The sequence below is a fragment of the Colwellia sp. E150_009 genome, assembly GCF_053543955.1.
This window is the reverse complement of sequence record NZ_JBHFOM010000030.1, coordinates 45,289-52,415: the sequence shown is the minus strand read 5'-3', so window position 1 is coordinate 52,415 and position 7,127 is coordinate 45,289. Positions and strand designations below refer to the sequence as shown.

General features: G+C 37.5%; 6 protein-coding genes. 4 read left to right on the top strand and 2 right to left on the bottom strand.

Annotated features, from left to right (window positions below):
• Positions 1-195 precede the first annotated feature (195 nt).
• The gene (locus ACE1OF_RS13430; RefSeq protein ID WP_448895154.1) at positions 196-345 is read right to left on the bottom strand and encodes a DUF2986 domain-containing protein; all 150 of its coding nucleotides are present in this window, start codon (positions 343-345) and stop codon (positions 196-198) included.
• 182 nt (positions 346-527) lie between these two features.
• On the opposite strand from ACE1OF_RS13430, the gene dbpA reads away from it, so the two are divergent.
• The 4 genes from dbpA (at position 528) to ACE1OF_RS13410 (ending at position 5,136) form a co-directional block, all read left to right on the top strand.
• Positions 528-1,964 carry an ATP-dependent RNA helicase DbpA gene (dbpA, locus tag ACE1OF_RS13425; RefSeq protein WP_448895153.1) on the top strand — a complete coding sequence of 479 codons (1,437 nt, stop codon included), beginning with the start codon at positions 528-530 and terminating at the stop codon, positions 1,962-1,964.
• A 53-nt stretch (positions 1,965-2,017) separates the two neighbouring features.
• Positions 2,018-3,232: a cell division protein ZapE gene (zapE, locus tag ACE1OF_RS13420; protein WP_448895152.1), complete on the top strand. Its 1,215-nt coding sequence runs from the start codon at positions 2,018-2,020 to the stop codon at positions 3,230-3,232.
• Between the two features lie 170 nt (positions 3,233-3,402).
• Positions 3,403-4,245 (top strand): DUF2884 family protein, encoded by an 843-nt coding sequence (locus tag ACE1OF_RS13415; RefSeq protein ID WP_448895151.1) that lies wholly within the window; start codon positions 3,403-3,405, stop codon positions 4,243-4,245.
• 102 nt (positions 4,246-4,347) lie between these two features.
• Positions 4,348-5,136, top strand: a complete 789-nt coding sequence (locus tag ACE1OF_RS13410) for a tRNA-uridine aminocarboxypropyltransferase (protein WP_448895150.1) — start codon at positions 4,348-4,350, stop codon at positions 5,134-5,136.
• A 470-nt stretch (positions 5,137-5,606) separates the two neighbouring features.
• Here ACE1OF_RS13410 and ACE1OF_RS13405 read toward each other — a convergent pair whose 3' ends face one another.
• Entirely contained in the window at positions 5,607-7,109 is a 1,503-nt protein-coding gene (locus tag ACE1OF_RS13405; RefSeq protein WP_448895149.1) for a CoA-acylating methylmalonate-semialdehyde dehydrogenase, read from the bottom strand.
• Between the last annotated feature and the right edge of the window lie 18 nt (positions 7,110-7,127).

Sequence of the window (7,127 nt, the reverse complement as noted above, 5' to 3'; positions counted from 1 at the left end):
TTAACCTGAACTCGGTTTAAGAGATAGCTAACAAATTGAAATATCGATAAAATTTTTTATAATATATCTCTAGCTTGATAGTTTTTCTTAATTCAAGGCAAATTTCGCGTCAATAGCTGGTCTATTGCAAGTAAATTTAACGCAGAAGTAAGGAAAAATAGCTGCTAGAGAAGCATTTGTTAAGCCGAGCTCAGGTTACTTAGCTTCTAGCGCTTGCTCAGCTAATGCTAGTTTTTCTCGCTCTGCTTTAGAAATGTAACGAGGCTTGTTACTTGTATGTAATTTAGCGTTCGCTTTTTTTTGTTTCTTTTTTAAAGTGTCGTTAATTTTCTTTTTACGGTTCATTATTTATTCTTTAAGTGGGTAGCTGTTAATTAGGTCAAGTAAATTAAACCCTGTTGATTAAATGGCTGTAAAGCAAGTTTGCTGCTATTATGCGCTCATTCACTTTCCCTTGAAAGTTTTTACTTTAATTAAAACCTAACGGTAAGTATTACATCTAACTTGAACACTACAGAGGCACTATCTTGAGCGTAACAACTAATAATGGCAAATCTCCATTAGCTTTTTCTTCATTAAACTTACATAAAGATTTGTTGAAAAACTTAACATCGCTTGGCTATCAAGAAATGACCCCAATTCAAGCGCAAAGCTTACCAGAAATGCTGGTAGGAAAAGACGTCATTGCACAAGCCAAAACTGGCTCAGGAAAAACCGCCGCTTTTGGCTTAGCACTGTTAGAAAAATTGCAAGTAAAGCGCTTTAGAATTCAGTCAATGGTGCTATGTCCAACGCGTGAATTAGCTGATCAAGTGGCAACAGAAATTCGTAAATTGGCTCGTGCGGTACATAACATTAAAGTGCTAGCGCTTTGTGGCGGCACACCATTTGGCCCACAAATTGGCTCATTAGAGCATGGTGCTCATATTATTGTGGGTACTCCCGGCAGAATTGAAGAACATGTAATTAAAGGCACATTGAAATTAGACGACTTAAACTTACTGGTACTTGATGAAGCAGACCGTATGTTAGAAATGGGTTTTGAGGCTGCATTAGACAACATTATTGAGCGCACACCACTTGACCGCCAAACACTATTATTTAGCGCTACTTTTCCAAAGCAAATACAAGCGATCAGTGAAAGCATCATGACAGACCCAGTGATGGTGCAAGTCAGTGCAAGTGAAGATCAGTCTAATATCAGCCAACAGTTTTATGCCATTGAAAATGAAATAGAAAGATTTGAAGCACTCCGTTTACTCTTGTTAACAAACCCTGTTGAATCAACAGTGATATTTTGTAACACTAAAAAAGAAACCCAAGCCGTATGCAATAATTTGCATGATGACGGTTTTAGCGTATTAGCCCTTCATGGTGATTTAGAGCAGAGAGACAGAGATCAAACCCTATTACGTTTTGCCAATAAAAGCGCAGCTATTCTTGTTGCAACAGACGTTGCTGCCCGTGGGTTAGATATTGACTCTTTAGACTTAGTAGTGAACTACCATATTGCCCACGACAGTGAGGTGCATATTCATCGTATTGGTCGTACTGGGCGTGCAGGAGCGCAAGGAAAAGCCATTTCTTTATTTAGTGATAAAGAACGCTACAAAGTAGGGTTAATTGAAGATACGCTTGACCAAGTTATTAAGCCTCAATTATTACCTTCAACAGAGGTGTTGAATAATGCTAGAACACAAGCCAAAATGTCGACTATTCAAATTGATGGCGGCAAAAAGCAGAAAGTTAGACCAGGTGATATTTTGGGAGCATTAACATCAAAAAGTACTGACCCTAAAAATGGCGGAGCTGAGGTGCAAGGAAAAGAGGTAGGCAAAATTAATGTGCTAGACAATAAATCGTATGTTGCTGTAAATAAAAAAGTATTAAAAGCCGCATTAAAAAAATTATCAACAGGTAAAATGAAAGGGCGTACATATAAAGTACGTCACCTAACTGTTTAAGTACATACCAAGACAAGTAATGAGACAAATAGTCGAATAATAAGTTATATATTTTGCGCAAACATTACCAACAACTACTAAAACAAAAAGTGCTTTGTGAAGACAAAGCACAATCTATTGCTGTTGACGAACTAGACAAGCTAGCAACGCAGTTAATTGCCACACAAAATAATGCTCAAACCCCATCCGCTAATGTGTTCACTCAATATCTATCACAAAAAGTGCAGGACAAAAGCAACTCGATACTTAAAGGTTTATATTTTTATGGCAGAGTAGGGCGCGGCAAAACCATGTTGATGGACTTATTTTATCAAAATATTCCAATAAAACAGAAAAAACGAATACACTTTCATCGCTTTATGGAAAGCGTGCACCAACAGTTAAACGAACTGTCTATGCAACGGTCGTCTATGCAACAGTCAGCACAAGGGGAACGCCTGAATAACAATCCATTAACTCACATAGCGAGTACGTGGGCGGCTAACCTTAAATTGTTATGTTTCGATGAGTTTTTTGTTAATGATATTGGTGATGCAATGCTGCTTGCAGGCTTGTTTGAAACCTTATTTTCGCAAGGCGTAATTTTAGTTTTTACTTCTAACTGCCAACCTGAACAGCTTTACCGTAATGGTTTGCAACGTGAACGATTTGTACCAACCATCGCCTTGATAAATCACTATTGCCAAGTAATTTCGGTTGACGGTGATACAGACCATCGGTTAACAAATATTGCTGACCAAGCCTATAAAAACTATTATTTTACTCAACAAAATGGTGAAAAATTATTAACTGATCGATTTCAAGCCTTACGCGAAAGCGCCACACCGCATTTAGTTGAAGAAAAATCAAACTGTATTGTGGTGAATAATAGAGAACTGAGTTATTTAGCAAAAACCCCTAGGCATATTTGGTTTGATTTTTATGCACTGTGTTCTGGGCCAAGAAGCCAACGCGACTATATCCACATTGCAGATAAGTTTGACACCGTACTGATAAGCAATGTGCCGCAGTTTTCTGGAAATTTGATACCCGCTGTGTTTTCAGGCATTGAAGATGGCTACCAACGCAGCGGTGTTTTAATGGGCGAATTACGACATTTAGACGATGAAGCGCGTCGTTTTATTGCCTTGGTTGATGAATTTTATGATAGAAAAATACAATTGATTATCAGCGCAGATGTTGATATTACGCAACTGTACCAAGGAAAACAGTTAAGTTTTGAATTTCAGCGCTGTCAGTCTCGATTGTTCGAGATGCAAAGTTTTTAATGCATGCTCACCAATAATTGGTTTTTTACACTAAATAGTAGGTTTTTGATAAGCAATAGTTGTTGAGCGTTTAGTATCCTATTGATAAATAAGGTATTAAAAGTGGCATTGTATTTGTAGTAGCTTATTCAATTAACATTTTCAGCAAACATTTATAAAAGGTTGCCACCATGAAACATAAAGCTAAATTAACATTACTTCCCAATACGCTAATAGCGGCATCTTTGTTCTCGCTATTTTCAACTACAGTGGTATATGCCAACAACACGTGTGATGTTGACCTAAAAGCAGGTATGACGGTTGATGAATCAAAATTAGTATTCTTTGAATCTAAAAATAAGCAAAACACGCTTTATAGCATCGACAATAACGATAAGTTAACAGTACGTGGTAAAACTATTACGTTAAACTCAACTCAGCAAGCGTTAGTAAAGCAATATACGAGTCGAATTCGCACTACAATACCACAAGCAAGGCAAGTAGCTATTGAAGGTGTTGATATCGCAATAGAGGGCGTTAACCTAGCTTTTAATGAATTATTAGGTGAAGGCAATGATGCAAGTGTTGGTTTAACTGAAGAATTATCGGCAATAAAGAGTGAATTAGCAGAAAAATTCACCATAAAACACGGTTTTACTCTAGGAGAAAATGGCTTAGAAGATAAAGAGCTACTGGGCGATGATTTTGAACAACGTATTCAAACAGCGGTAGAAAAAGCCGTGGTAAATTCAATGGGTATGTTAATGATGTCATTAGGACAACAAATGTTTTCAGGTGGTGACACCCAGGATTTTGAAACCCGTATGGAAAACTTTGGTGAAAATGTTGAACGTGAAATGGAATTAAGAACTAAAAAAATAGAAGAAAAAGCTAACAGTTTATGTGCTGCTGTAGTTGACATTGACCAACTTGAAGAACAGTTAAAATCGAGCGTTTCCCCTTTAGCTGATATTAATGTTATAACGGTTAAGCAATTTAGCGAAAGTAATTTACATAATAAAAAATTAATGTAATTAACCTGATGTGATGGTTAATTAGCATGACATAAGCGATAAAGGCTCAGTAATGTTATCATTAACGAGCCTTTTTATTTTCCTACTTTTACTCGGTCAAACATGCACGCTGTTCACCAATTACATCAATTTAGAAAAAGCCTTAGTACAACAACCTATAAAGCGAGAGGCCAACGTGTAAAACGTTGTGACTTATGTCGTTTAGCTAAACAATATTGTATTTGCGCTATTGCACCTCAACATAATACGGTAAAAACTAATGCAGGTTTTCTTCTGTTAATGTATGACACTGAAGTATTAAAACCCAGTAATACAGGTAAATTAATAGCAGATCTAATTCCCGACACTTTTGCCTTTTTATGGTCTAGAACAACCAAAAATGAAGAATTACTCACATTACTGAATGATGAAAAATGGCAGCCATTTGTTGTATTTCCGCAAGAATATGCAGACAACCAACGGCAAGTTTTTACCCAAGAGGTAGTTTGTACTCAGGGCAAAAGGCCGTTATTTATTATGCTTGATGGTAGCTGGCGTGAAGCAAAAAAAATGTTTCGTAAAAGTCCTTATCTAGATAAATTTCCTCTTGTTTCTTTTGATCCTAAAAAGTCATTGCACAGCAAAGAATTGATGAATTATGAACGCTGTTCGCCTGTGGGGCAAGACTCACGTTATACCGTTAGAAAAACCGCGTTAGAACATCAGTTTTCTACGGCTGAAGTTGCAGCAAGAGTGCTTGAAATGTCGGGAGAACAGAGTAATGGTCATTTACTCGATTTATGGTTTGACGTTTTTAATTACCAATACCAAAAAAGTGTTTGCCAGCGCAATAAAGGTAATGAAAATGCGGTTGAAAATTATGAAAGATTTTTAAGAGAAAAAGGGTTTTAATTTGGCGTTATGAATTGCTTTGTATAACTCAATCTAGGTTAGAATTTACTCTGACACAGCGCAATAAATTACGCCCTACAAAGGTAGGTTAGAATTTATTCTGACACAGCGCAATAAATTACGCCCTACATTTTTGTATGAACCAATGTAGGTTAGAATTTATTCTGACACAGCGCAATAAATTACGCTCTACATTTTTGTATGAACCAATGTAGGTTAGAATTTATTCTGACACAGCGCAATAAATTACGCCCTACATTTTTGTATGAACCAATGTAGGTTAGAATTTATTCTGACATGGCGCAATGAATTACGCCCTACATTTTTGTATGAACCAATGTAGGTTAGAATTTATTCTGACATGGCGCAATGAATTACGCCCTACAAAGGTAGGTTAGAATTTATTCTGACACAGCGCAATAAATTACGCCCTACATTGGTTGATCTTATAAATTATGCCTTAATTCACACTATTTCATACTAATCGTTGTATGAATATCTGTACCGTCTTGGTGATCAGGTTCAAACCAACGTGCAGTCACTGATTTAGTATAAGTCCAAAAACTAATTACTTGCTTACCGTTAGGCCCTAAATCACCTAATTTAGAACCACGAGAGCCAGTGAAACTAAAGAACGCAACAGGTACAGGAATAGGTACATTAATACCTACTTGCCCTACATCAATATCATTCTCAAATTTTCTAGCGTTCCAACCAGAAGAGGTAAATAATGAGGTACCATTACCATTAGGATTAGCATTAATTATGTCAATTGCTTCATCCAGCGTTTCTGCTTCAAGCACACATAAAGCAGGGCCAAAAATTTCTTGCGTATAAATATCCATATCAGTCGTTACATCAGTAAACAAAGTAGGACCAACAAAATTACCGTTTGGATATCCATCTACTTGGCAATCTCTACCATCAACCAACAAGGTTGCACCTTGTTTAACGCCAGAGTCTAACAAACTAATAATACGCGCTTTAGCTTGAGGAGATACCACTGGGCCTAAATCAGCATCGCGCTGCGTACCAGGGCCAACTTTCATTTGTTTGGCACGCTCTACAATTTCAGGTAACCAGTTACGGCTTTCACCTACTAAAATAGTGACAGGGTTTGCCATACAACGCTGTCCTGCAGCACCAAAAGCAGAACCCAGTAAATCATTTATAGCACGGTCTTTATTAGCATCAGGCATAATAACCATATGGTTTTTAGCACCCATCATAGACTGTGCGCGTTTACCAAACTTGCTTGCATGGTTATATACATGCGTACCAACGTTTGTTGAACCAATAAAAGAAACCGCTTTAACTTCATCTGCTTCTATTAACTGATTAACCACATCAGGGCCACCGTGCACAACGTTCAATACGCCAGCAGGAATACCCGCTTTAAGCGCTAGCTCAACCAGTAAAATAGTTGACGAAGGATCTTGCTCTGATGGTTTTAAAACAAAAGTATTACCACAAGCAATGGCAGGCGGAAACATAAAAGACGGTAACATTAACGGAAAGTTAAAAGCGGTAATACCAACACCCACACCAAGTGGTTTATTCAACGTATAAGTATCTACACCTGTTGCCGCATTGTTTGCCATTTCACCTAATTGTAAACGTGTAATTGAACAAGCATTTTCAATGGCTTCTAAAGAACGTCCCACTTCGCCTTCTGCATCGGGAAGTGTTTTACCGTGCTCTAAAGTAACTAATTCAGCTAACTCTTGGGTATGCTCTCTAACGAGTTGTTGAAAGTTAAGCATAATACGCATACGGTTTGTTAAAGAAACCTTAGACCACGTTTTAAACGCTTCTGCAGCACTAGCAACAGCAGACGCCACCTCTTCTTTTGTTGCCATAGGCACACGCGCTACAACTTCTTGTGTTGCAGGGTTTAAAACATCCAACCAAGTATCGGTAGTTGAGCGAATTTTTTCACCATTGATGATTAATGGAATTTCTTTAACAGACATGACAGACCCTTTGTATAA

Bases quoted from the DNA above. Each gene is read 5' to 3' on its own strand.
- ACE1OF_RS13430 (WP_448895154.1), bottom strand. From the start codon at position 345: ATGAACCGTAAAAAGAAAATTAACGACACTTTAAAAAAGAAACAAAAA.
- ACE1OF_RS13415 (WP_448895151.1), top strand. From the start codon at position 3,403: ATGAAACATAAAGCTAAATTAACATTACTTCCCAATACGCTAATAGCG.
- ACE1OF_RS13410 (WP_448895150.1), top strand. From the start codon at position 4,348: ATGCACGCTGTTCACCAATTACATCAATTTAGAAAAAGCCTTAGTACA.
- ACE1OF_RS13405 (WP_448895149.1), bottom strand. From the start codon at position 7,109: ATGTCTGTTAAAGAAATTCCATTAATCATCAATGGTGAAAAAATTCGC.